The organism is Streptococcus infantis, assembly GCF_047463635.1.
Lineage (GTDB): Bacteria > Bacillota > Bacilli > Lactobacillales > Streptococcaceae > Streptococcus > Streptococcus infantis_W.
The window spans coordinates 15,351-40,055 of record NZ_JASHDL010000006.1 but is presented as its reverse complement, the minus strand read 5'-3'; the positions used below and the strand labels follow the sequence as shown (position 1 = coordinate 40,055).

General features: G+C 37.7%; 16 protein-coding genes and 1 pseudogene. All 17 read right to left on the bottom strand.

Annotation, left to right across the window (positions count from 1 at the left end; genetic code table 11):
- Positions 1-12 precede the first annotated feature (12 nt).
- Positions 13-3,141 (bottom strand): VirD4-like conjugal transfer protein, CD1115 family, encoded by a 3,129-nt coding sequence (locus tag QM867_RS05065; RefSeq protein WP_033584665.1) that lies wholly within the window; start codon positions 3,139-3,141, stop codon positions 13-15.
- A gap of 4 nt (positions 3,142-3,145) precedes the next feature.
- Positions 3,146-3,391 (bottom strand): hypothetical protein, encoded by a 246-nt coding sequence (locus QM867_RS05060; RefSeq protein ID WP_000113750.1) that lies wholly within the window; start codon positions 3,389-3,391, stop codon positions 3,146-3,148.
- A gap of 170 nt (positions 3,392-3,561) precedes the next feature.
- Positions 3,562-3,999: a single-stranded DNA-binding protein gene (locus QM867_RS05055; protein WP_001195795.1), complete on the bottom strand. Its 438-nt coding sequence runs from the start codon at positions 3,997-3,999 to the stop codon at positions 3,562-3,564.
- A 75-nt stretch (positions 4,000-4,074) separates the two neighbouring features.
- Positions 4,075-8,352, bottom strand: coding sequence for an SspB-related isopeptide-forming adhesin (locus QM867_RS05050; RefSeq protein WP_414315278.1), 4,278 nt, complete (start codon positions 8,350-8,352; stop codon positions 4,075-4,077).
- A 21-nt stretch (positions 8,353-8,373) separates the two neighbouring features.
- Positions 8,374-9,186 (bottom strand): LPXTG cell wall anchor domain-containing protein, encoded by an 813-nt coding sequence (locus QM867_RS05045; protein WP_414315277.1) that lies wholly within the window; start codon positions 9,184-9,186, stop codon positions 8,374-8,376.
- Between the two features lie 16 nt (positions 9,187-9,202).
- Positions 9,203-10,276 carry a hypothetical protein gene (locus QM867_RS05040; protein WP_414315276.1) on the bottom strand — a complete coding sequence of 358 codons (1,074 nt, stop codon included), beginning with the start codon at positions 10,274-10,276 and terminating at the stop codon, positions 9,203-9,205.
- A gap of 13 nt (positions 10,277-10,289) precedes the next feature.
- Positions 10,290-10,628 (bottom strand): hypothetical protein, encoded by a 339-nt coding sequence (locus QM867_RS05035; protein ID WP_006152148.1) that lies wholly within the window; start codon positions 10,626-10,628, stop codon positions 10,290-10,292.
- A gap of 92 nt (positions 10,629-10,720) precedes the next feature.
- The gene (locus QM867_RS05030; RefSeq protein ID WP_414315275.1) at positions 10,721-12,571 is read right to left on the bottom strand and encodes an AAA family ATPase; all 1,851 of its coding nucleotides are present in this window, start codon (positions 12,569-12,571) and stop codon (positions 10,721-10,723) included.
- 2 nt (positions 12,572-12,573) lie between these two features.
- Positions 12,574-14,319, bottom strand: coding sequence for a type IA DNA topoisomerase (locus tag QM867_RS05025; protein ID WP_414315274.1), 1,746 nt, complete (start codon positions 14,317-14,319; stop codon positions 12,574-12,576).
- A 161-nt stretch (positions 14,320-14,480) separates the two neighbouring features.
- Positions 14,481-19,334, bottom strand: a pseudogene (locus QM867_RS05020) (PBECR4 domain-containing protein).
- A gap of 11 nt (positions 19,335-19,345) precedes the next feature.
- Positions 19,346-19,606, bottom strand: a complete 261-nt coding sequence (locus tag QM867_RS05015) for a hypothetical protein (protein ID WP_000424244.1) — start codon at positions 19,604-19,606, stop codon at positions 19,346-19,348.
- Positions 19,607-19,722: 116 nt separating this feature from the next.
- Positions 19,723-22,092 (bottom strand): MobP2 family relaxase, encoded by a 2,370-nt coding sequence (gene mobP2, locus QM867_RS05010; RefSeq protein WP_414315273.1) that lies wholly within the window; start codon positions 22,090-22,092, stop codon positions 19,723-19,725.
- 18 nt (positions 22,093-22,110) lie between these two features.
- Positions 22,111-22,671, bottom strand: coding sequence for a hypothetical protein (locus QM867_RS05005; protein ID WP_000227716.1), 561 nt, complete (start codon positions 22,669-22,671; stop codon positions 22,111-22,113).
- A 10-nt stretch (positions 22,672-22,681) separates the two neighbouring features.
- Positions 22,682-23,131, bottom strand: a complete 450-nt coding sequence (locus QM867_RS05000; protein ID WP_001069604.1) for a hypothetical protein — start codon at positions 23,129-23,131, stop codon at positions 22,682-22,684.
- Positions 23,132-23,141: 10 nt separating this feature from the next.
- Entirely contained in the window at positions 23,142-23,930 is a 789-nt protein-coding gene (locus QM867_RS04995) for a DNA/RNA non-specific endonuclease (protein WP_414315272.1), read from the bottom strand.
- 2 nt (positions 23,931-23,932) lie between these two features.
- Positions 23,933-24,280 carry a hypothetical protein gene (locus tag QM867_RS04990; protein ID WP_414315271.1) on the bottom strand — a complete coding sequence of 116 codons (348 nt, stop codon included), beginning with the start codon at positions 24,278-24,280 and terminating at the stop codon, positions 23,933-23,935.
- Entirely contained in the window at positions 24,273-24,590 is a 318-nt protein-coding gene (locus QM867_RS04985) for a hypothetical protein (RefSeq protein ID WP_000353213.1), read from the bottom strand. The genes QM867_RS04990 and QM867_RS04985 overlap by 8 nt, the downstream gene beginning before the upstream one ends.
- Positions 24,591-24,705 lie beyond the last annotated feature (115 nt).

The following is a 24,705-nucleotide window of genomic DNA, read 5'->3' as shown; positions in this document are numbered from 1 at the left end:
TTGTATATCTTTTTAGATAACTTCATCCGCAAAGAAGTCGTCTCCATCATCATAATAATCATAGTCACCGTGAATGACACTAGCTACAGCCGCCTGGAATAGTTCATCTGTAGATGTAAATGATTGGGATTGTACCTTTTGTCCTTTACTATGACGACCTGATAGTTTAGGAGTTTCCCCATTGTTGCTGAGGAGAGGCATAGTCAAACGTTGCCTCCAGTCTATGATGTTGTTGAAGGCTGTACCTGCATCAACTGCGATCTCCTGAAGTTCTAGCTCACGGTGCGCACTTTCGACTGGAATATCCGCAAGAGTCATCGATGTATCAAACTCCTCTTGTAAAAACATGTACTTGTAAGGGAAGCTGTTCTTATCATGTGCGAAGATTGGATCCGTTGTCACCTTACGTCCAGCATTATCCCGTCCCTTGACTCCACGTAAGATAACCGCTTCTCCTTCCTGGAGCTTGGCCAATTGTGTTGGTGTCAACAACTCTTGTTTTGGATTCTCGACAGCTACATTTGGATTGGCTTCGTCCAAGATATTGCTGGAGCGCCGTCTTCTGGTGATGGTACGTGTACCCAGGTCAGCACTAAATTTCTTATTGGTATCTGAAGATGTTGTTTTAACATAAACCTTCAATGAACAGTTGTCCATAATGGTTCGAGCAACATTTTGGCCGTATTTATCATCCAATTGCTCCAGATTTTGAATCCATAGGTAATAGAGAATGTTTTGTCCCAATCCAATAGATATTTTTGTATCCATGTGAGGAATCGCAGGGATATTTGTAAACTCATCTAAGATATGGAGAATCCGATTAATACATTTACGACCACTTGAGAGAGCAAGCTCATAGTTAGCATTGAATAGCTGATCTAAAAATAACGAAACAATACCATTATACTCTGTTCGGTTTGGCGGTGTTACCAGGTAGATGACTTTCGGTTTATCTGAATAGACCAGTTCAATATCCGACTCCTGAAGAAGATTTTTAGTATCTTCTTTATTCTTAAGGACGGTTATATCGATATGATCTAAAATCGGCTTCTTGCTATACTCATCTAGTTCCAGACTATCTCCGTTTCTTCGATAGACTTTTTCAGCTGAAAATTGAAAGATTTGATCTCGAACAGGGGAATGCCCATTGTTCTTATGATTGAAATCAATCGTTACCGTAAACTGATCTGGAAGTTTAGGCTCAATGGCATATGTCAGATAGCCTTCCCCGTCAACTAAAGCCGTCGCTTGCTTTATATAATCGACTTTCTTTTCGACTTTCCCCCACTTCTTCAATCCTGTAATCGTTACTTTAGCAGTTTTGTGCTTGAACTCATTTTTAAGTTGGCTATTGGTGCTTGATCTCAACTTGACAGACAATCGACGTGGGAAGCCAACAGACTCTAAATCAATAGAATTTTTAGAAGTCAGTTTGGCCACGTTGTCTTGCAAGAACAGGTTGATTCCTGTCATCATGCTAGAGTAGACATTCCCTTTAGTCTCATCACCACCAAAGTCTGAAGCACGAAATTCGATATCAGCCATTTGTCTAAATTTCGAGAATTGTTGTTGATTGACTTGTCTCAAATTATCAAAATAGACTGTGATTTTTGACTTTTTCGACACTTGTTGTTCTCTGCTTGGATTCTCGACGATTTCTCCAGCACCATCTACAAAGACTTCTTCAGACCCCATTGTCGCCAAGAATTTCGCAACGTTAGGGATCGTAATGGTATCCCAGGCATCGTCTTCACCATTTTGATAGGTTTCATTAGCTCGATCCATCAAAGCCATTGTAAGAGCATTAAACAGGGATATAGATGACTTACGGAAGTATTCAGCATTCCCCTTCTCTCCACCTTTTTGTTTCGGATAAATGGATTCTGCGACTGCATTGACATAGGTTTGAGTCTTCTCATAGTAGCCCTTCTTTGCGGCAGCGATGGCTAGAGCTAGCGGATTGAAAGACATAGACCAATCCATATTTTGGAAAGAAAGAACATTGACATCATAGTCACGTTGCCTCATGAGTTTGTAGGAGGCTTGATAATGTTCCCCTTTCGGGTCTGCTAGTACCATCGATGGCTGCAATTCAGCACGACTGTTGATTTCAATTGCTGGAGTAATATGACCTTCACCCTTACCTGAACGAGTCATCCCAATTCCTAACAGATTCGTCGGCTTATCTTCAATGTAATAATATCCAGAAGGAAAAGCTAACGTGCCTAAAATCCGCTCCGCATTTGTCACGTATCGGCTCATTTTTCTATTTTGCCATAACATTTGAGTTCTCAGTGTTTGTCCTGCTAAATCATGAGTCAGTTCATGAAGTACAGGAGCTCCACCTTCACCTGGATAAGTTAAATCTTTATTGGGGATCTTTTTGTATTGACGACGAATTTCATCAATCGTCACAAAACGGTCATCTCCTTCTTCATTGTTGTTATAGTCTCGAAACTGCTCGAAGTTCACCCAGGCAGATTTCCAGGCGATAACTAATCCCAGTAAAAAGATTGGAAATGCTAAAATCGGTGCTATCAAGAAGACTTTAGCGTTCAATAAACTTTGAAATAAGAGGCTGTTTAAGTCAAAGTTTACGGCCTTACTAGCATCTTTAAACGACCATATACTAAAATAGAGAAAGCGGATTGTAGCCCTCAAAACAGTAACCAGGTAATTGGTTAAGATAAAAGCAATAAAGCTAAAACCTAATCCCATATAAACAAAACTACGGTAACTTTTAAAATAAAGAATGGGTTTCATTTCTTTATCAAAACGTTTCCGTTCCCGTTTTACAAAGGGAATCATATAAAGAATTCGAAAGAGAATATTCCAAAGAATGAGGGAGACAAGCGCAATGATTTTTGGAATCAATAACTTTACCCATTTGAACAGCCCTCTGGCTGATTGCTTCCATACCTGTTCCCAATCAATCGCATTGCGACCTTTCCAACTTCTTTTAAAAATCTGCTGAAGAAAACTCTTGCTTTTTAGTAACCGCTGATACTGCCTTAAGAAGTAAGGTTGAAAGAGTCTGAAGAGGTAATAACCTGCGACTCCTAAAAAAAGTAAGGTATTGATCCAACTGGCTCGAATCAATTGGATAAGGGTATAAAATACTACTTCAAATAACTCAAACAAACTACTACCCCCTTACACCTTCCAAAAACCATTCCATTTTTCGAGTATAGAAGCTCGAAAAGAGAAATATGTGAAACTGTAGCCTTGGAGAGGCTTTCTCATAACGGTTAAAATAGTTTTCCAACCATTTCTCTCCATCCAACTGAAGAACATTCAATCGACTGGATCGACTTTGTTCTAAGTAATTGGTCACCTGAAGAGATTCTGCAATCAATTCATCAGACAGATAATTGTATTTTTGTCTTGCCATTGTTGCACTCCTTTCTTATTATCTCTTAATTCCCCTCTATTCTAAAGGATAATATCAAATTCTTTGTTAAAGGGACAAAAGATATTATTGTATAAAAAGTTATATAACTTTTTATGCAATAAATAGACAATAAAAAAGCATACAAGTGTTCTTGTATGCTTTCAATCCCTTTAGAATGGGGAATCCGCATCCATTGGTTCAGGATAGGATGTAGGAATAGAACTTGGTATCGGCTGAGAAAATCCCTGTTGTTCCTGCTTACGTCGATTAGATGCTTCCTTATTTTCAAGGAAAGTGATTCCTCCTTGTTGGTTTGGGGAAATAAACTGATACGTCCGATGTTGACCTTGTTCATCATTATATGGTCGTTGGATAATTTCTCCTTTTAAGAGGATCGGAGAGCCTTTTGATAGACTCTGAGCCATCAATTCTGCTTGTTTTCCATAGACTTGTACATGGAAAAAACTAGAAATTGGTTTATTTGTATCATCATTCATACTTGAATCACAAACAAACTCAAATTTGAAACTGGCATGACCATTTTTAGTTTGACCTACTGCATCGCTTGGGATGAATGCAACACGTCCAGAAGCAATAAATACTTGCATTTTTTCTCCTTTCAATAAAGACCACAAGAGAGTTATATCCCAGCTTGTGGTCATCTTTCATTTTAGTTCGTCAAATTAGTTTTCTTTCGACTTACGAAGGCCTGCAAGACTCAATAATCCCAAAATCATTCCCACAACTGGAAGCATACTTGCTGCTGATCCTGTATTTGGAAGTGATGGTTGAGGATTTGGTTTTCCAGGTTCTTCAGGTTTTGGTGGAGTGTGGGTTGTTACCTTGGCAGTCATTTCTTGTCCATTGACAATATTGACAAAAGTATTCTCAACTTCTCCAGCTGCAATACGCTCTACTTCGATGTAGAAGTCCGCATCGAAGCTACCTTTGACTCCTAAAGAGTTTAGGAAGTCCTGGTTGATAACGTAAGACCATTGACCACCTTTGGCATCCCACTTAACAGTCACAAGTTTCTTGATGAACTCTGAATTAGTATCTTGGTTGAACTCAAATGTAAAGGCATAAGAGCTACCTTTGGAAATCTTATCTCCTGCCTTAATCACTTTACCATCCTTAAGGATAACATCGTAAGGCAACGTTAGATCTTTTTCAGCAGTATATTCTGTTCCCTTAACGATACCCTTCCAATTACCAGTATATCGGTCATGCTTAGTATCAAGCTTGTCCACACCGTCATATTGGTACAACGTATGATGTCTTTCTGGAATAGTTGCACCATCAAGAAGGTACTGAATCAATTCACCTAGCTGGACTTCTTTGCCATCAAGAACTTTCTGACCTGTTTTATCAAGCGCATGTTTTTCTGGGTGTTTTGGTTTAGGTGGCTCTGGTGTACGTGTAATAACCTTGGCAGTCATTTCTTGTTTATTGACAATATTGATGAAAGTATTCTCAATCTTATCACCAGTTTCAATACGCTCTACTTCGATGTAGAAGTCCGCATCGAAGCTACCTTTGACTCCTAAAGAGTTTAGGAAGTCTTGATTGATAACGTAAGACCATTGCCCACCTTTGGCATCCCACTTAACAGTCACAAGTTTCTTGATAAACTCTGAATTGGTATCTTGGTTGAACTCAAAGGTAAAGGCATAAGAGCTACCTTTGGCAATCTTATCGCCTGCCTTGATAACCTTACCATTTTTCAATGTCACATCATAAGGTAACACAAGCTCTTTTTCTGCTGTGTATTCTGTACCCTTGATGATACCCTTCCAATTACCAGTATATCGGTCATGCTTAGTATCAAGCTTATCCAAACCGTCATATTGGTACAATGTATCATGTTTTTCTGGAACAGTTACTCCATCAAGAAGGTACTGAACAAAATCACCTAGCTGAACTTCTTTGCCATCAAGTACTTTCTTACCAGTTCTATCAAGTACATGTTTTTCTGGCTTAACATTTGGAACTTCAACTGTTACAAGATTTGACTGATAACTATTACCAAAGTCAATTTGTTTAAAGTCATTCTTGACTTTCTCCCCTGCTTTAACCAGGAGTTTAGCTGGAAGATCAATCGTCACGTTTTTATTTTGCTTCACGTAATTGTGATAAAAACTCTTAGAATCCTTCGCTACCCAGAGATAGAACTCTCCTCTAGGTTGCAGGTTCAATTCCTTCAGGATTTTATTGATTGCATCGGTACGTCCTTTGTCTGAAAGCACGTGATACATATCAAAGAGATTTTTCACGTCTTGACCTGCTGCAGTCATTTTGATATTGCCTTGATAAACTGAGAATGCACCATCTTGAACATCATCCAGGATTCCAAACTTCTTACCAAGTGCTTGCGCTGAAGCAAGAGTTTTGGTGTATGGGCTATAATCAGTCATCAAGCGGAAGGTCACGTTGCGGTCAAATGTTGTCGCACCATTGATATCCTTACCAGAGCGATCCAGAACAGCTTTGACTGGTTTTGGTGGTTTCGGTGTGTTGTTGGTAACAGTGTTTGAGTACACCTCGTATTTATTCACTAACACTTTATAAGTGTTGTCATAGAAGCCCTTATCATAGATTGGCTTCCAGGTAATCACAGGAGCTGCTAGACGCTTCCCTTCGTAGGTTGCAGTAAAGGTATACGTATTCTTTCCTGCATCATAGGCAACGTCCCATCCTGCTTTCTCTGCAGCTGCCTTTGTAACAGCAACATCAGGAACTGCTCCAGCTTCAAGCGGATCAATGATGGTGATCTTATCCCCTTTTTTAAGGTTCGCATAAATATTGTCATGATGCAATGTATAAAGCTGAGTAGCATTTTTAGCTACGGTTTGACCGTTTGTATTGGTCTTATCTGTATCTGCTACAGATTTGCGGACAACTGGCTTATACTGCAATTTGTAGCCGTGATAGCTTGCAGATAATTTCTGATTTTTGGTTTCAGAAAGAGTTTTAAGAGCCAAGGTTGGCTTAACTGGATTCTTCGCTTTTACCAATTCAGCTGATACAGGTTCCGGCTTAACTGGCTTCACGGTTGTTTTTGTGATAGTTGCAGTGGCTGGAACTTCAACAACTGGCGCTACAACCTTCGTATTCAAAGCAAACCAGTAAGTTTGACCACCTGACTCTGCGTAACCATCCCATTGAGTAAAATCAGTCGAGAAGGCTGTTCCTTCTTTAAAGACACCAAGCGCTGCTCCCTTGTATTGGTAAGGCGAGTCAGAAGTATCCCACGTTACGCCAACATTTTCCACTGTATTGTAATCATCAGCATAGTTATAACCATCATTTTTGTGGTAGGTTACAGTTGAACCGTTAATCTCAACGTTTTTACCATTGACAGCTCCTGCACCTTCCCATCCAATCTTGTTGTAGTTCAGTGATGAATAAGTAAGGGCTGCTGGAGTCTTTTCTGAAGCATTAAAGGCCACTTCTTTCCCATCCACCTTGTAGTAGTAGGTATCTGTGACTCTGAAACGCATATAGTCATAAGTTGTCCCAATTCCGTCGTTTCGTGCAGCTACAAATCCTTCAGTAGGATCATTCAAGACATAAACGTCAATTAGACCAGTTTCACCTTGGTTGATGATCTCAAACTTACGGTGGATACGAGAAATATCATGTTTTTGACCATCTGCGGTTGAAACGGTCACCCCTTTCAAACCAGTATAGTCAATTTCCGTTTTCCAACCATTTCCAACATCCTGATATTTCAAGACTTTGGTAGAATCAAGAATGCGACCATATCCAGAATTTCCACTTGAAGAAGCGACATAGCTTGTAGTCAATTCTTTAGCGCCAGAAGCACTAGATTTTACGTTAGCATTTGGATTGGCCGAAGCAAGACTGAGAGCCTGTAAGACAACCTCTTTTGTGTACCCTTCCGTACTTGTTTTAGATTGAAGTTCATTGTATTTCTTCTGCCAGTCCGCTTGTAATTTCTTAGCCTTGTCATAAGCTGCTTGGTTTTGTTTCCCAATTTGCTTAGCTTCATCAGCTGAAGAAACTTCCTGTGTTTTAGAAGTTAAAAGTACACCAGATTTTTTCAAATCCGCTGATTTGCGATCAGCATCTTGGTTGACTTGATCACTAGCATTCTTCTTCTCTGTGTAGGCAGCCATGAGGGCTTTGTTAAGCTCCACTTTGCCTTTTGCAGTCGCAATAGCCTGGTCATTTTGTTTCTTCAATGCTTCTACTTCTGCGACTGAAGAGACCGTACGTGTAACGACTTTAACGTCAACCTTTTCTTTCTTCAGCTGTTCAGATGCGCTTTCTACCGCTTTGTTTAGAGCAGTAGCTTGTTCAACAGTAGCATCATACTTAGATTTTTCATCTTGGTATTTTGTTACGGCTTGTTGGTTATCTGACAAGACCTGTTTAGCTGTTTGAGTAGCTTTCTTGTTTTTGTCTGCTGAACCATCTGTAGCAGTCGAACTGTCATTCGTCACTGTGACAGTTGTTTCCCCTTCATGCTTGGCTTTTTCATCAGCTACAAATTGATTGTTAGCTTGAATAGCTTTTTGCGCTTCCTTGAAGGCTGTATTGTTTTCAACTTGTTTTGTAGTCGCTTCTTCAAGTTCCTTGACTTGCTTGTCCTGATCTTGTTTAATCTCAGACTTAGACTGTTCAAGTTTTGGAGCAGTGGTATCTGTTCCCTTATCAACAATCTGAGTTTCAGAAACGTTCACCCCTGCTTCTTTTGCTTTTTCAGCAGCCTTTGTAACTGCTCCATTATCAATCGCTACAGACTGGCTTCCTGTTGCTTTACCAGCTTGTGTAGCATAAATGTTATTGTCGTTTTTGCTTTCAGGCTGAACTGCTTCATCCGCAAATGCTGAACCTGCAGAGAAGGCTACAATACCTGCAACTGCAATTCCTGATACTAGGCCTTTAGCCCATTTTTTCTTACGGAAATATCCGTGTCCTTGTGTTTTTTCTGTCATTTTTCTTTCTCCTTCACTTAATTAAAATAGTTTCTTCTTGTAGAAATAACCTACTGCCGTCAACAACATAGCCCCAATAGTACCTAGAATGCTTTCTGCAGTTCCAGTGTTTGGAAGTGTTTTAAGTTTGCCTTCTTTATCAGTAACAGAGATAGTCTTATCTTCGTTAACAGTACCACCGATCTCTTCAGGAGCTACTACAGATCCATTTGAAAGGACTACGTTTCCGTTTTGCGTGCTAACAATTGAAGCTCCTGTATTCGTTTCAACTGGTTCTTTTGTCACGTCATGCACTACTTGACCTGTTGAAGTTGAAGTAGTTCCAATTTGTGACTTCCCTTGCTGGTTCGCTTGATCAGTTGTTTTTGGCTTTTCAGCTGGTACACCATCAAGGCTACCTGCATTATCCTTGTCCTGTGGCTTGTCTGAAGGTGCTGGTTTATCTGTTGTCACTCCGTCAAGACTTCCTGCGTTGTCTTTGTCTTGTGGTTTATCTGATGGTGTTGGTACACCATCAAGGCTACCTGCATTATCCTTGTCCTGTGGCTGTTCAGAAGTTGCTGGTTTATCTGTTGGTGCCCCGTCAAGACTTCCTGCGTTGTCTTTGTCTTGTACGCTTGGTGTTGTTGGGTCAACTGGAGTAACTGAAGGCTCTGTTGGCTGAGTTGCTGGTGCCTCTGTTTCTGTTGAAGCACTAGGTGTTGTTGGCGTAACGACTTCTGTTGCTGGAGCAGAAGAATCAATTGGTGCAAGCTCGTCTGCTGATACATAACCAGCTTGTGCAAGTGCGATAGTTGAAAGTGCTAGTGCAGCTAATACATTTTTCTTGTTCATTTTGATTTTTCCTTTTCTAATTTTTAAGATAATTTGATTCTTTTGGTTCTGTTTCTACAACAAATCCATATTTTGAAGAATCAGAAGCTTTTACATCAAAAGTTAATCTAACGCTAGATAATTTATCCCCTCTTTTGACAGACAGGATATAGGAAACCGTATATTTTTGAGTTTCTGAATCATAATTCAATTTCTCTAAAATAACGGACTGTAAAATCCCTTCTTTTGGTTTGGTAAATTTTGCATCACCTTCAGAAAGAAAATCTACTAGGTTTTCTTTTTTGCCCGAGTAATAAGAAGGTAAGAAATAACGGCTAAATACATCAACTTCATTCTTTGTTGAAATGATAAGTTGAGTATTTTTTTGTTCTTGGTATAAGAAATTTACTTTTTCTGACTGGTTGGATAGTTGAGTAAAAGCCATAAATACACAAATGATATTTATTACTGATAACACTCCCAAAACACCTAAGAATAGATAAAATTTCTTCAGAGAAACTGACTGCTTTTGAGTTATAGGAGGGGCAACAGCTGTTTGACCTCCTACTTTTAGAACATGTGACGGACGATTTAGTTGTGAAAGAGTCGCCGTCTCACCTTCAGCTGGGAAAAGAGGAAGAGAAGAATCGGATAATCCCAAACTTTGTTTATATACAGGATAAATCTGATTCTCAAAATACTCCCTCTTTTCTTGATAGCTATAATTCACAAATTCAGAGCGAGTAAGTATCGCTTGAATAAGGGGAAGCAAGAGGTTTTCATAGTCTTCAGTAATAAGGAACGGACTAGCATAAACCTCTCCTTCTGTTACCACGCTTTTCCCTTCCAGATGGGCGATGGCAACTTTTTTCAGCTGAAACTGACCATACATCTGTTTCAACTCTCTAAATAACAACTCCGCCTGGTGAAATGTTAGGTAGGGCAAACTTTTTGAAATCGGCTGAGAAAAATCAGAAAGATGATCCAATCCCTCGATGATAGCAAGTAACTCACTATCATCCTCTGGACCTCTTCCATCTTCCCAGGTAATTTCTAGAAATAGATCATCTGTAATCGTACAGCGACCTTTATTAAAGAGTGAAAAAGCCATAAATCACCACCCCTTAACTTTTCACGAAATCAAAAATCCATTCAATGATACTTGGTCCTGCTGAAACACCAATAATTGCAATTGCAATTGATACCCAATGTTTTTTCATTGAGGCTTTTAACTCACGTCCACCAAACGCATAAATGAGCGAGGTGACAACGGCAGCTAGACCAAATAGCGCAACACTGACTAGCTGAACTTTTGTAATTCCTTGTTTTGCCAAGTTATCCGACTTAACAAATGGATCGTCCGCATACACTGTAGATCCTGTTAGGAATAGGGAAAGGCTCAATAAAAACATCTGTGATTTTGTTTTTACTTGCTGAATTTGTCTTGTCAAATAATTTTTCATAGAAATCCTCCTTTGTTTTTTTGACAACGTTAGTATAATAGATAATTGAAAAAAATTTTTTAAAGGGACAATCATTTTTTTCAAGGTGAGTTTTAAGAAAATAAAGCTTCACCAAATGACGTATTTTCAGCTTCGACCTCGAATAATATTTTTCTTTTGTCTTCACGGTGATACTCATCTGGTGCATCACCTTCTACCCAAAGATGGAAATGATACTCTTGGTTGGGATCAGATAAGTTCAGAAACTCTTTAGAAATTAAAGGAAGTACTTTATGCTTAATCACTCTTTCAAGTGGTCGTGCACCGTCCTTTATATTTGTTCCTACATCCAATAAATAAGTAACCAAACTTTCTTCGTAAGAGAGAGTCAACTTTTTATTCTTCATTCTTTCTTGAATTTCTGATAGCTGTTTGACAATAATTTCCTTATTCACTTCCTCGTCTAACATGTTAAAAATCAATTTATATTCAATTCGATTGAGAAATTCTGGTCGGAATTTAGTCTCCAATTCCAACGTCATGCTCTTTTCAAACTGAATTTTATCCCTATCGGTTAGCTTTTTAAAATTCCCTTTCAATTCGTACTGCTTAATAATTTTTTGAGAACCAATATTCGTAGTAATAATGACAATCGTATTCTTAAAGCTCACTTGCCTTCCAGTTGAATCAGTCAAACGTCCTGCATCAAGCACCTGCAAAAATAAATCTACAACTTCCGAGTGTGCTTTCTCCACCTCGTCGATCAGAATAACGCTATAAGGTTTCTGTTTAATCTTCTCAGTCAATTGACCTTTCGTTCTAGTTTGACGATCGCCAATCAGCTTTGTGATATCTCCCTTTTGTTTATACTCAGACATATCAAAGCGAATGATTGCATCCTCATCATCAAACATCCCCTCTGCCAATGCCAGGGCAAGCTCTGTTTTCCCAACTCCTGAAGTTCCTAAAAACATGAAGGAAGACAAGGGCTTTCTTTGATCCTGTAAGCCAGCTTGTGCAACAGTTATAGCGTTCACAACAGCTTCTACAGCCTCATCTTGGCCTTTAACACGTCGTGACAGCTTTTCTTTTAAACCATCTAGCCTTTCCTTGTCACCTTTTAAAATCGTCGTGACAGGAATACCTGTTTTATTTTTCAGCACCTCTGCAATTTCTTGCTTACCTACATGGCCTAACCCATTTGTAGAACAAATTGTCGCTGCTTCATCTATTAAGTCGAAGGCTTTATCAGGTAAAAATTGATCAGGTATGTAGCGAACAGATAGAAGTACAGCTTGTTTTACAGCATCGGAACTAATAGACACCTGGTGAAATTTTTCATAAATAGTTTTAGCTTGTTCAAGAATTTCAATCGCTTGAGTAGTTGTTGGCTCCTCAACTATAATTGGCTGCATCCTTCGCTCTAGCGCTCGATCCTGTTCGACATACTCATGAAATTCATCTAAAGTAGTTGCGCCAATCAATTGCATCTCACCACGTGACAAAACTGGCTTTACAATATTTCCAGCATCTAAAGCGCCCTTATCTGAACCACCAGCACCAACAATAGTATGAAATTCATCAATAAAGAGAAGATTCTCTCCTTTGGTTTCTACCATCTCCTCAATAATTTTTTTAAACTTAACAATAAATCCTCCATCCTCATCTGACATTAAGCTAGATAGTTCCAGAGAACGCACGGTCAAATTTTTTAATTTTGGAGATACCTGGTTTCTTAAAATGGCTAAAGCAAATCCTTCAACAATAGCTGTTTTTCCAACTCCAGCTTCTCCTACCAAAATAGGATTATTCTTAGTTCGCCTGAGAAGAGTGGTCTGAACAGCTTCTACTTCTTTATCACGTCCGTACACCTGATAATCTTCCGCTTTTTTTGAAACTTTTTCTGTCAAATTTTCTGTATAACGATCTAAATAGGGTGTTTTTTTCTTTTCTTCAGTAGTCACACTTAGTCACCTCTTTCTTTTACTTCCTTGATTTGAAGAGTGAGCTTATCTTTTATCGCATCCACAAATTCTCGTGGATTGATTGTCCCTTCTCCAATCTGAGATAGAAACATTTCCCAGCCTCCTGTTGTCTCTGGATCAGAGAATTCATTGTCATAGAGATAATTGATAAGTAGATAGGCCTTATTGGTGGGAGTTAGTTGACCTGTTTTTTTATCTTTAACAACATAACCCTTACTTTGAATTTTTTTAATGATTTCTCCTCTAGTGGCTTGTGTTCCCAAGCCATATTTAGGAAATATTTGGCCAATCAATTGGCTTTCAGTTAGTCTTTTAGGTGGTTTCGTTTCACCCCCTACAATCTGAACCTGCGTATCAATTTTATCTCCCACTTGATAATCAGGAACTTCAACTGGACCTCGTACCTTTCGTGAACTCCATTCAGCCCATCCTAATTTATGAAGCGTTCTACCCTTTGTTTTAAAAACAAGACCATTATTTTCTACTTCAATTGTTTTGGTTGAATAATAACAATCATCCGCAAACATCAAGATTGCCTGCTTCACAACTGCTTCATAAATCAGTCGTTGGTCAGTTTTTAAATTTGAAAGGTTTGGAATTCTTTCAGTCGGAATCAAGGCTGAGTGGCTTGTACCAGATACTTTTTCATCATTGACATAATCTTCTCTAGGCTCCAAAAACGCTGGCTGAAAATGACAATTAATAGCTTTTTGATAGGCAGATAGATTTTCTTTTAAATCGTTAAACTCAAATTGATTGATGTATTCTGAATCTGGTCGTGGATAGGATAGAAATCCTTCCAAATACAGTCCCTCAACAATGCTCTCTGTTTTATCTGAGTCAAATTTCCAAGCACTTGCTGCAAAACTTTGTAATGCAGACAAGGTAAATAATTGTGGAGCTGATTTCTGATGATTTTCTACCTCAACTGAAGAAATAACAGAGGTGGTTGATAATCCCCTTGAAGAGGCTAAAATAGCCTCACTATCCTTAGTTTTGTCTTTTGTGGTGAAAAATACCCCATTTTTCTTATCCTCCAACTGAAGCTTCCAATATTTTTCTGGAGTAAAGTTGCGAATCTCTAAATCATTCTCACAAACTAGTCTGACCGCTGGTGTTTGAACTCGGCCAACAGATAGATGGCTACCTTTTGTTCGAGGGAGTTGCCCTCTTGCTTGAAGATCAATCGTTGCAAGAGGTGATAAATTCATGCCTACCAACCAATCGCTTTGTGCACGTGCTTCAGCTTCTAAATAGTAATTATAGGTTTCTGAAGGTTCCTTCAATTCCTGAAAAGCTTTTTGAAGAGTTTTCTTTGTCATGGAGCTTGCCCAAAGACGTTTCCAAATTTTCTCCTTGCCTCCTGGTATATGCGATAAAATAGAGTACGCAATCCGCTCTCCTTCTCTATCAGCATCCGTCCCAATAATCACTTGATCCGCTGCTACCACTTCATCATAGATTCTCTTAAATTTTTCTCTCGAATCCTTGTCCTCTTTCAGATGTTGCTTAAATGAAACATTTGTAAGAGGTAATTTATCAAGCGACCAATTGTCTGGTTCACTATATTCAAATAGGTGCCCTTCAGCAGCCACCACATGTACTTCAACTGGAAAATAGGGTGACTGCCTAATGACATAGACACCTTTCTTTTTTCTAAATTGTCCCAAAGCTGTAGCGTAAGCTTCTGCCTGTTTCTCTTTTTCAGCCAGAACAACTATAACCATATCATTCTCCTTCTACTTCATTTTCTGTCATTGTAATCTATAATTAAAAAATATTTTGTAAAGGGACATTGACACAGAATACAACGAGTTCATATCAAAAAACAACACAAAAAGTTATATAACTTTTTACACAAAAAAGAGGCTCAAAAAGAGCACTCTTTCTAGACTTTAAGCCCCTTCTTTGGGCTTTGGATAAAATTTTGATTCTGTACCACCTGTCTGTTTAACTGGTAAGGTTTTGTATGTTGTTCAACACTTTTTACAATCTTTGATACTGTTCCATGAATCCGTTTCATAGATTGCGCTAGTTGTTGATCATCAAGAGATGTCAAATTATCAGTCCAAATTGCCATATAGCGAATGGCTTTCTCAGAGGTATCTAAGCCAAAATGCTTAGATACGAGATAACTTGTCATCTCAGCTTCAAGTTCTCTACGATCTTTTGAGACATCCTCCTTATACGAATTAGCAAATTTAGGATTATGTAGACTAGCATGCGCCAACTCGTGAATAGTGGTTGCAACGACTTCTCCAGGAGTATTATCTGGATTCAAAAGTATCTTTTGTTCATCTGGATAAAAAGCTCCTTTCGCACTCCTCAACTCTTTTGCATCGTCTTGATAGATTGTTACCCCAATATTCTTAGCATAGTCTGAAAGTCCTTCAAGCACCTCTTTTGTACGAATATGATCCATATTAAAGTTATAGTGACGATTTGGCATCGCTTTGGGATAAAATTCAGGCTTCAAGGTTGTTTGGGACAACTCAAATACTTTATACGTAGCGAATTTAGCTAAGCCTGTATTTGAATCTCTTTCTTGGAAGAAGCGAGATTTCAATTTTCCTTCTTTCTTTAAAACCTTTTCTTCAGGTGTCGCTTCAGAAAGTCTTTTATATTTTGGATTGCCTTTTCCATTTTTTACCTGGTTCCCATTTTCATCCAATACAGGAATCATTTCAACCATCATAGGTCTAAACAAGGTAATATGTGATTTTTCTCCTGTCTTAACCGAAAGATTGTTATGGACAACTTCTCTTGTTCGACCTGTTTTTTTATTGGTATAGGTATTTCTAGTTTCAAATACCTGATCTGAAGTAATCCCAAGAACTTCCCCCATCGATTGCCATTGATTATAGGTTGCGACTGCACTCGCTCCTGGCCACTGTTCCTGAATCAAAGCTACATTTCTAGGAGAAAGTTCTGGAAACTTACTCATAAAATTCAGATACTCTTCTAACCGTTCTGGTGTTTCTGTGTACTCCCTCACTTTTTGAAAAGCAACTTCACTCAATTCATGAGGCGTTAAAGTAGCATAATCAATACTACTTGAGTTTACTTCAGGGGTTTCCAAATCCGAAATAGATTCCTCTTTCAGAATCTCCTCTACACGCTGAAGCAAATTAGTTTTAGTTTCTTGCTTAGAAGATTGAAAAGCTACCGTTTTTCTTGTATCAGGAGTTTGACCCTCTCCTTCTTCTATCAATCGAGCTGATTCATTCGCTTCCAGGGAAATTTCCTTATTCACCACTCTATTTTCCAGCTGAGAAAGAATTTCTTCATCCATCGATGCTAGTTCAGATTGACCGTTGAGTCGACGATATCCTAACCCTAGCATTTGTGAAATTGGTGTAGTCTCATCTCCAATATCATAACGAATTCCCTCCTTAATCAATTCACCACCTGGAGCATAAACATCAAACTTAATTTTGGTAGGAGGGATATAGCCTTCAGTATTGCCTGCTGTTATTTATTTTATTCCTTCTTGATGAATTGGATAAAAGTCCTGATTGGCCTTATATAGCTCCCTAGCAAAATCTTGATAAGATATCAGCTCTGTCTCTTTAAATGGCAATTTCGGGCCACCTGGGCGATCCTCAGACCATTGAAGGCGTACATGGTAGTTCTCCTTATAAATATGATCTTGTGTCCATTCTTTATAAAAATCTGAATTTGTATCTAGGAGATGATCTTTCCCAGCTGCAGCAACAATCTGATCAAATTTATCATTGTACTGTTTCGCATAGTCAAGATACTGATTCCAGGCTTGATGAAATTCTTCTGGAGTTTTTGAAATGTCACCTGGCACACCTAAATTATAGACAGTATCTAAGACTTGAGTAAAGGTAGCTGAATCAAGTGAGGTTTTATTCAGTGTGTTCTCTGGAGCTGGTAGTTCAGGTTCATCAGAAACCTCCTCATACTTCTTATTTTTTAAGATAGATAACATTTCCTCGCCACCATCTTTAACATATTCATCATTAATCGATAGCTGTTCAATCTGGCCATCACGTTCACGGAACACACCAAGAATAGGTGTTTTATCTACCGTATCTAGTTCCTTGGTAATTTTTGTCCGAGACTTAAAAACTGATATTGGAATATAGTTTTCTTCCTCTAACTCTTTGAATAGCAAGATAATATCTTTATCATCAGACTTTATAAGACTATCAAAACGTCCACCATATCGCCTAAGATTAGTTAAATCATCAAAATAGAACGAAGTACTTTCTGTTGCGACTGAAAGATCTGATAAGACCTTTAGTTTGTCAAAAGCCGCATCATTATTAGCCAATAAAATATTGTCAAAATGCCCATTTCCTTCTGCAAAATCATGTAAAGTTTTCTCAGGTGTCTGCCCTAATGCAATTGGCTTAATTCCTGTTAGGTGCATGAAGTGCTTTTCTTCAAAATGCACTTGTACAGTCTTATCAGGGGTAACATAATAAATCTTTGAGTTTGCCAACTCATCCAAATAATATTGTGCTGCATTTTGCAAAGCTAGTCTACGGATTGGACGATTTAATTTAGTTAATTCATCCAAGGAAATAGAGTGATAGTAGCCATCATTACTTGACTGAAACTCTTCATTTATGGTAAAATAAAGTAAATGAGAGGATGTCGTAGGACGACTGGTAACAGAGCGTTCAAAGGTGCCAACTTTTGGTACGGGTGTGGGACTGCCTTCAGCTTCGGGCTGTAAAGACCCCAGACTACCACTGGTCCTCTCATTTTTTTGTTGCTCCAAAATCACATCTAGCTCTTGAGATTTCTCAGGGGCTTTTTCTTCTGAAGTCTCCATTATCTTAATAGGATGAGTCTCAAGACGTGACATCAAGTTATCCAACAATTCATGATTTAAAACCACTTCTCCCTCTTGCCCTTCCAGATAGTGGAACAATGTATTTGGAGTTACCACAAAACCATAGGTAAAATCTCTTTTACCCGATTCAATCAATGGATACTCCAGCATTCGCTCAATCGATTGTGATAGATTATCAAGGGTTCTTTCACCAAAATAGACGCCAAAACTGTCACTTGAAAGGCTTTCTATCTGCTTGTTACTATTGTAGGCTGCTATTGCAAGTTCACCAATAAACTGGGTTGAAATATCTACTCCCAAAGTTCTCTGATGAGGTTTCAATGCTTGATACAAAGAATCCTGCTCAGAAGTCCCTTTTTTCTTGTATAAATCAACCGTTCGATCATCAATAGAGGTTAAAAGTGAATGAATAGGAGACAATACTTCCATTCGTTTAGCGTTGAGGTATTTAGTAGGATGGCTATTTCCTAACTTCGCAAAGACATCATACAGATAGAAATCTGGTGCAAATTCGATTGATAATTCTCCAGATTGAATCCGATTATTTAATCTCTTAGTTAATGCTTCGTTTTCCTGCTTTACCTCTTCGTAGCTCATCAATCTTTCAGCATTCTCCTCTATATTCCTAATAGACTCTTGATTGCCTGGAGAATGCTTTTCTTCCGCAGCTAGATCTGTTTCAGAGGGTCTAGTTGACTGAACAGAGAAAGAAATATTGTTCCAATTTTCTTTAAGCCACTCCGCATCTTCAGGAGAAAGGTGGCTGGTATCAGGAAAGTGACTTGATTCTGATAAAGTTGCTTCAGCTATTTCTTCATATTCTGATTTCCGATTATCAGATTTTTCTTCATGCTGACTCTTTAGAACATCATTCCAGTCCGTTTTATCTTGCCCTGGTCTCAGTTCTGGTAGATCCGAATTGATAACGGCTCCTTTTGCTTCCAATTCTTGAATGAATGTTCTACCTGCTTTATCATTATCTAAAGCTAAGGTGATTAAATCCGCATTTTTCCCATCTTCAAAAAAGTGATGATCAATAGCCACTTGAAGTCCGTCTGCCATTTGTTCAGGTGTCCATCTTAGTGGTTGTCCTGAAATTTCAGCTTGAATTTGAGATAGATGACGGCCAATAGTCGATTCTTTCAAACCATCCATAGAAACCAATCTGACGTTCTGAAGACTATCCTTGTGCAATTCATAGTAGGACATTAAATCAATTGGACTCTCAGTGAAAATCAATCGTTTTGGATTGCCAATATCAACATGAATACCTGTCATAGGATCGGAGTTTTTCATAATCACTTTAGCATATCCATGTTTTGGCCACTTCTCCCAATTTTCCTGTATTCCTTGTAAAGAGGCACCAACAACTTCACCTGAAGAAGAAAGGGACTTGAATACAATGACTGGCTCAATCGCATTTGTTGAATTTCCGCTATTACCTTCCGCAAAGTAGTCAAGTTTGGCATTAGCTTGGGCTAAAACGCCCTGTTCCAAAAAATAATCAATCGTTTCATCGGATAGCCCACGTTGATTTCGTAAGTAGTCTCGTCCAGCTGATAACGGCTGCTCGTATTTCTCAAGATAGTATTTAAAATCCTCTTGAGGCCTTTCAACCATTTGAAACTCTTTAAAATTTCCATCATTTAAAAAATCTACCGATTGGTTAAAATCTACTTCCTTTATTGTCTCAACCAAAGAAATCGCATCTCCACCTGTATTTCTAGAAAACCATTTCCATAAATTCTTATCAGGTGAAATAACTAGGCTATCATGTTCTTTCCATCGATAGTCTCGTCCAGAACGAACCAGCTCCATCTGGAGCTCGTTTGCAACATCCAAAATATCTCTAGAACGTGCAAATTCAACACGTTCTCTACGACTTTTCCCACTTCTTGATTCTTGTTCTGTCATATAAAATCTCCTTAAAATCCTTCATACTGTGGTTTGTACGGCTCTTTCTCTGCTTGCAGAAACGTTTCTGGATCTAAGTGAACCAATTCCCCTACTGAAAAAGATTCAAATAGCTCAGAATTTTCCTTAAAATCTAGAACCATTTCTAAATCAGAATTTCTTCCTTGACCCTCAAAATGCACTTGCTTATTATCGGCATTCATTGCCGTAATTAACCATTCAGCTGAAAAGTCAAAGGCTTCAACTGCTACATCTGGAAATACTAGCTCCATTTTTCTTCTCCTTTCTCTTTTTATCCTTCTATTCTATGTAATAATCGAAAAATCACAGTTAAAGGGACAATATAATTCCATTTTCAACAAAAAAGTCATTGCTTTTACAATGACTCTTATATACTTTGTCCTTTTTCCTCAAGTTCTTGCCTCTCATCACTTCTCTCACGTTCCATAAGGGCTTTTTTATTTGCACGTTGGGCCCTTTGAAGAGAATTGGTCAAATTTCTCATAAAATCTGTATTGATGATTGCTTTGCCTTGGGATTGTTGGACGTTTTTTCTTTGCAAGTTCTTCCTTTCTTGCATTTTATGTGAAACAGCTTGAGCTAACTGACTTTTCTGATTGCTTTCTTCCTCTGGCAATATTTTTTGATAGAGTGATTTGAGTTCAGAAAATCCTTTCGCATTATCCCGTTTTAATTTTTGAATAGTCGTTTGATCAGTCGTTTGTGAAATTTCCTTGTTTCGACTGTAAATCTGATGTTTCAGCTGAAAAATTAAGATATGGGTCTGTAGCTCTTCTATATAGCTATCTTTCGTAACAGGATAGCCCTTTAGAATAGTCAGCACTCCTTCATCTTGAAGAGGTTGAACTGCCGCTAATTCTCCCTTCAGACGTTTAATAGGTGCTTGAATTGCTAATGAATCAGCCTTTTCTACTGAAAAAGAAACACTATCTTCAAATTGGTTAGCAAGAGATTGTTTTAAAGATTGGTCTGCTTCACCTAGTTTATAATTTGGAGTCAGTTGCAATTCAGTCAGCTTCAGTCTTTGTTGAATTTCTTTCTTTTTAAATTCAACAAATGGCTTATCGGTTTCAAGTGGTTGAATTTGATCAAAAAGAGTTTTACGAACTAATAAACTACTCTGTTTTTCCTCCAATAAACTCAATTTTAAAGCATAGCGAAATGTTCCTAACTCCTGGCGCTCTTTTAATGATCGATCACTTTTCTTTTTAGCTGCTTCTACAAGATCTTTCAAATCATCTGAAGAAAATAGCGACAAGTCTCTTAAAGTAAGTTGCTTCTCCAGTAAGTCTTCTTTCAGCTGACTCACATCATAAACTAATTCCGTAACATATTCAGGACGTCCCAAACCTGTTCCGTGTTTATCATAAGCAGCATAGACTGGTTTTGTGATTTCAAGAGGTTTTGCCCCATCTTTCAATTCATAACCCAGTTTTTTCCAAGCATCTAGTGTTTTGATAACACTTGCATTGGGATCCTGTTCTAAAATCATTTGTTGATTCTTTACTGAGAAATTGGCCAAATTTTTTTCCAGCCGAACATCAGCTATCTCAGGGGCATTCTCACGAAATAGGTGCAAGATTCTATTTGCTAATCGTTCTCTCAACTCCTTCTCTCGATTCGCTATTAATTGCTGCAGATGATAGCCTGCAGCCTCCTGTTGTGTTTTCTCAACACGACCATCAAGTTTCCGAATCTTCTCGTAGGTTGATTTTTTCCCAGCCGAATAAGCTCCTCTATAGGTTTCTAGGAAGTCCTTCGTTTCTTTCAGAAATTCTTGATAGAGCTCTTTCCCATCATTTTCTAAATAGGAATCCAGATAGCGGTCAAGGAAGAATTTACTGACTGCAAAATCTCTTGCATTTGAGCCATAGCGCCATTTTTTATCCATTGGTAAATGGTTGTAAGCCTGTTCCAAAAAATTTTTTTCAGCCGAAGAACGAACCTTCTGATCTCTAAATACAGAATTGATCAACTCACTTCTGATATTGGCCAAGATTTGTTCTCGTCTAACAATCATTCCTCTAGTCTGTTCATTCAACAAGCCATGAAAAACATCGCTTTTAAAGCGCTCAATAGTTTTCTGCGAAAAGTTTCCTCTGTACTCCATTCGTCCACGAGGCCGATAGAAAATTTTTTCTCTTGCAGACTCGACTTCTGATAAGCCAAAATGCACATGAATATTATCCGTATTCAAGTGAATGTTAGCCCACCAAAATGATGAGTCGGATAAGCCTTCTTTTTCAATCAATCTTGGTAATGCTTCACGTATGACCGACTTGATAGCTTGCTGATCGACTTTTCCAGTTTCAAGATCATATAATCCCTCCTTGGCCAAAAAATCATTATCAAAAGAGATAACACCCTGCCATAAAAGAGAGCCATTTTGATAAGCCTGTTCTAACTTACTTTTCAATTCAGTTACTTTGCTACGTTGCAAGTAATTGGCTTCTTTTGTAAAAATCGCTGTCATTTCTTCATTTTGATTTTCAGTAGCATAAGAACGATTCATATAATCGATGTACTCCTGGAAATTAAGTTTTGTTTCTGGAACTTCAGCTTGGATTTTTTGTAGTTCATCTTCAGTTAGAGACTCAATATTTTGTCTGTGCGTTTCTAAATTTAATTCATTATCAACCTCGACAGCTTCGTCTCTATTGGTGTAGTCTACAAACCCACTATTTGCTTCTGTATATTGCAGCATGAAGGTAATACTTGGACTAGAAGATACGTTCATTATTTTCCTCTCTTTGAATTAAAATAGTCCATTTTTTCTTAAAAGAGCATAGTCTTTTAATAACGGTTGTAATTCTTCAGGTTCAACTTGAAAATCATTGATCCACCGTCCTGATTGAGAAATGTGTAATTCTTTTTGCTCTTCAATAAATTGCATGGGAATCAATAAGATATTTGGTTCTTCTAACTCTGAACCACTTTCTCGTTCTAAAAAGGCGACAATAAAATCTTGATTTCCTTTTGTCCTCAATTGCCAGTGATGAGAGTTCCCGTTTTTCCTTTTATACAATGAGCTGTATTTTACATCAATCGTTAGACCATCTAGCCAAAAATCATATACTGGATTATTTTTCTTGAAATACTTATTCGCATCCGTTGCATCTGGAACATATTTTTGAAAAAGCTCCTCGGCCATTCCCCCGAGCTTAGCTGTCCTAGAACCATACTGAATTTTATCTTGAATTTTAAGACAGCCACTCTTTATTAATTTCAAATGAGCTATATGAGTAGGCAGCCCTGACTGTTTCACCGCTTCATGAAAATCTCCTGTTTCTAAATAGATTTCAACAATATCTACCATTTACTGTACCTCAATGAGAATGTTTGATAGTTTGACCACGTGCAATATCTTCTTGAATGACATCGTTGATTCTTGCCATCAATTCATGCTGTGTAGGATCCAATCGTGAATGAATAGATTCCAATTCTTGAACATCAAAATCATCTTTCGTAATAGCATGAAAGTTGGTTAGCGTTAGATAGAGAATTTGATCAAGTTGACGATGAATTGCCTTGTTATCATTTCCAGAATCAAAGGCATCCCCAAAATTTTTTTCCAGCTGAGTCAGTCGCTCATAGAAATTTTTTCCTTCTCCTAATTCAATAAAAAGTTTATAAAAAACTTCAATCAAAGTGACAAGCGTTGCTGAATTATTTCGATACTGTTTCTGCAAAGCAGACGATTCTTTCAAGTAGGATTTTATTTCCTTAAATTTTTCATGTGTTTCTTCGCTAAAATATAAGCTAAGTCTTGGATTCATTTTTCCCTCCTCAAATTTTCTGAGATGTTCCTGTCAAATAATTGATTTTATATCCTGGTTGAATATTAAAGATATATACATCAAATGAGATCTCATCATCTTCAATACTCTGTGCTTCCATACGAACTCCTCTAGCAACTAATTCCACATTTCTAAAAATGGGAGTTACTCGATAGCGAACATGATGGTTCGTATTTTTTATGTAGTTAGCAATTTTATTTTCATAGTAAACCATCGATGATTGTTCATCTTCAAAATTTGCATTTAAAGCACGTGTACCTGTAAATAAATTTTTAGCATTCGCATTCTCTCCACTTAATTGAAAACCGATTAAGTGAGAACGATTATATAAATAATCTTCTTTCCCGTTGAAAATTATTTTTTTATTTTTCCATCCTGTTGGTGTGATAGAGGAAATAGATTCTCTATCTTCAGTTGGCATCAATTCTTTTCCCAACATCGCTTCAGCAATTCCTACACGATTTAAAAAATCTAGATCAGAATATTTTTCCCAGCTACCACTTTCTAAACTCAATTCGCTTTTTGTAAATTGTGATTTTTCATTGACGACAATCACTTGATTTTTTCCGTCATACTCCTTCGATTTCAAATCATCATTTTTCAGAGTAGGATTCAAATTAGAGTCGGAATTTTTTTCTTCAGCTGAATCGGCTATGTTCAATTGAGTCGGGATATCATTTTGTGTCAAGCCAGATTTGATAGCATTAAAATTGTTAGGTTGTACGATAAAGATCGCAAGAAAAATGAGAATGATGAACAGAGATTTATTCTTCTTCATTTTCAAACACCACCTGACCGTCGCTCAGCATCAAGTGCAGATGCATCATCCATAAAATGTAACCAATTTGTCGTTAATTCATTTACAATATCTTGTTTAACATTTAAAGCTGAAAGAGAAATGTCATTCTTCAACATCAATTCTAAAATCTGACTTTGTTGGTTTTTGATATCGGACAATGTTTCCGCAAATTGATTATCATACAAATTCAATCCGTCATTCATTACGATATTTTGAACTTGCGATAACATAAACTCATTAAAACTTGGATAGTTATATTTTTTTGAAATGGCCTGAAGTTGTTCAAACATATCATCAGGAACATTTCTAATTAAAAAATTTTTAGTCATCACTTTCCACCTCCCCTTCATACTCTAACCAACGTGAAATATGATTGCCATAACGATCCATTTTTTCTTCAAATTCAGATAGTATCCTTGTCTGTTTTTTCATTTGTTTCAGAACATGGTCAGAAGCTAATTTCATATTTTCTAAATGAGCCACATACAAATCTTGAGCACGATTAAATTTTCCATACTCAATTTTTTCACGACAGATTGAGAGCAGAAAATCATTAAATGACTTGGCTTTATTTTTCTTAGCTAGAGCTTTTAGATAGCTAACCTCTTCCTGTGTTAATCCTCTAATGAGAATGTCCATCTGTATCCTCCATCTTATTATTTATTGTCCCAAAAGCAGGACTTCTTTTTTCTTTTGTCGAAGCAAAAGCAAAAAGAAGCAAAAAAGAAAACTTCAACCTCGCAACATCACGAAC